The organism is Bartonella sp. AU18XJBT (genome assembly GCF_028618595.1).
GTDB lineage: Bacteria > Pseudomonadota > Alphaproteobacteria > Rhizobiales > Rhizobiaceae > Bartonella.
Genome location: NZ_JAQITE010000100.1, coordinates 1 through 2,398, shown reverse-complemented (window position 1 = coordinate 2,398; position 2,398 = coordinate 1). Strand labels below are relative to the sequence as shown.

General features: G+C 36.3%; 3 protein-coding genes and 1 pseudogene. All 4 read right to left on the bottom strand.

Annotated features, from left to right (window positions below):
• Nucleotides 1–1,039: DUF6990 domain-containing protein (locus PVV60_RS10110; RefSeq protein WP_404977312.1), on the bottom strand; the 1,039-nt coding region annotated here is incomplete at its 3' end.
• A 6-nt stretch (nucleotides 1,040–1,045) separates the two neighbouring features.
• Complete coding sequence (locus PVV60_RS10105) at nucleotides 1,046–1,399, bottom strand: hypothetical protein (protein ID WP_026500596.1); 354 nt, start codon at nucleotides 1,397–1,399, stop codon at nucleotides 1,046–1,048.
• 135 nt (nucleotides 1,400–1,534) lie between these two features.
• Entirely contained in the window at nucleotides 1,535–2,257 is a 723-nt protein-coding gene (locus PVV60_RS10100) for a hypothetical protein (RefSeq protein WP_273724627.1), read from the bottom strand.
• Between the two features lie 42 nt (nucleotides 2,258–2,299).
• Nucleotides 2,300–2,392, bottom strand: a pseudogene (locus tag PVV60_RS10805) (hypothetical protein); the annotation flags it as partial.
• Between the last annotated feature and the right edge of the window lie 6 nt (nucleotides 2,393–2,398).

Sequence of the window (2,398 nt, the reverse complement as noted above, 5' to 3'; positions counted from 1 at the left end):
CTGTCAACGCTAAACAAGCCAAATGCCAGACTATATCTATATTGTAACTATATTTTTGAACAAGTGTTTTACTTTCTATCGATGCTTGCAAGTCTTGGGCGCGTGCCCATCGTATCACCCGCTCAGAGATTTGCGTCAATTCTTGCTCATTCAACCTCTCTACACAAATATCAATCCCTTTACCAAAACCACTAAAAATCCCTCCCCCAATTGTATTAAAAGACTGATAAATATCCGTAGGTCGTATCCAATTATATTCTCCCCTATAGTGAATATAACGACAAGCTATAGAAATCTCTTCATTAGATATTTCAGCTTCAAGACGAACATTGTAATTATCATGAAGACGTATAAAGCCAAAATCAAACTGAATAAAACGATCTGGCAAAGAGAGAAACATTCTCCCAGGTTCCATAGCAATCCATCCTCGCGTTTTGAGGATGCGATTTGCTGCGATAAGACTTATCGAGCACTGTTTTGGCTTCTTACGCGTTAGAATATCGTCTAATTCCCCATTTTTATAGGCCTGTGCAAAAAGAAGCAGACGTTCATTCCACGTCATCATTTTATAATCAGAAAATTCTGATACGTTTATTTTGGGCCTAGACTCATAACTCCTTAAAGCTTCTATCTCGCCGAGAAGAGCCTTTGCAACAAGAGAATGATTAGCAGCTTCTTCATGTAATTTTTGTTCAATATTTCGTGTTTTTGCCCAAGTAATGACTTTGTTTAAAGCAGATTCAATATGACTTTCTGAAAGATCCGGTACCGTAACCCCGAAATCACCTATTTCTGGATAGAGTATATATCCATACCGTGACTTTTGCCCCCTAGAATATTCACAAGCAAGACTATAAGAAGCAGTTGTGAGACTAGCTAATAACCAAAATTTTTCACCATCCGTTTCATGTTTCACACCATAGCTCAAATCCACAATGCGATCCGGAAGATAATAATAGGCAAATGTATCGCCTACTTCATCACGATAGAGCTCACAGCCCAGACTTTTTAATATTTCTGCTGCATCTTTAGTTTGCATAATGTTTCACTCTTCTCCAACCGCCGGATAACAGCTAACTGTATAAGGAATTATTCTATTCCACTCTTTGTTTATTTGATTTTCACTCCAATTGTCTCTAAACTCTTTCAGAAGCTCTGCGTCTCCTTCAAATTTTTTCAAATCTTCTTGGTATTTATTAAGCTGTTCCTTATTTTCCCCTAGATAGCGTTTCATAATTTTTCCAAAAGGTTTTGCATCTCCTGTTTTATACGCTATTTCAAAATCTTTTTGACATTCTGTTAATTGAGAATTACCAGTTTTTATATCAATAACTTTTAATATACCTTTCTCCACATAAATAATATCAGGGCGATGTATTTTTTTTAACGAAAAGTTCATAGATTATTCTCCATAAGTCGCAGTTTATTCACGCTAATACTGTTCTACCACTGTAAATAATAGTTGATCTTTCGTTTCCCAGCCAAGCGTTTTTAAAATCTCTGTCACGTCTTTAGTTCGCATCGCTATTCACTTTTATTCAAAAAGACCTGGATAATGAAAAACGTTAACGTCAGTTTTATCTAACTTATTATTCAATTGTTCTTTAATCCATTCTTTATTAGCCTCGTTTAATTTTTTATCACTTCCTTTAAAATCTTTGAAATCTTTTTGATATTTCTCTAAGAACTCTTTGTTCTCTTTAAAAAATTTTATAAATTTTCCTTTTGTGGACTCAGCATTTCCTTCTTTATATGCCTCTTTTAAAATCTTTTGTTGTTCACTTAATATAGCATTCTCCCCCGTTTTTACCTCGCCAATTTTTATTTTACCATTCTCTATATAAACGATATCCGCACGAGATCTTACTACCCCCTTATCCGTCTTAGTTTTGAATACTATTTCTGTCTCGCATACTATACATCCTTTATCACTTAATTCTTGTTTTTTTTCATCGCGCTTTTTGTCATGATGCTTCCTGACTTGTGCAAGTATGTTACCCTTTCCATCATTATTGTTTTGTGGTTCTTTATTGTTTCCGTTTTTTTTCTTATTTTTACTTTCCTTCTGAGAATCTTTATTTTTTTCTTCTTTTGAGCTTTGATTTGTTTTTTCGCTGTCTTCTTCTGCATTTTTCGATGCAAACCAATAGCCAAGGAAATCCGTTATAGCAGTCCCATTGCTAGAGGATCCAACAACAGTTGCTCCGCCAGCCATAAAAAGAGACAGAGCTGCCAACTCTTCTGGTGTAAGCGACACAATGAATGCTGCTAATGCTGCTACCGCAGGAAGAAAATTATTCTCCGCGGCATTACCAGCGGCATCAGCGCCAGTATTGACATCACCACCAGCAAGGGCAGCAGCAAAGCCCCCTGTAACCCGTGCGACATCAATGGCACG

Bases quoted from the DNA above. Each gene is read 5' to 3' on its own strand.
- PVV60_RS10105 (WP_026500596.1), bottom strand. From the start codon at position 1,399: ATGAACTTTTCGTTAAAAAAAATACATCGCCCTGATATTATTTATGTG.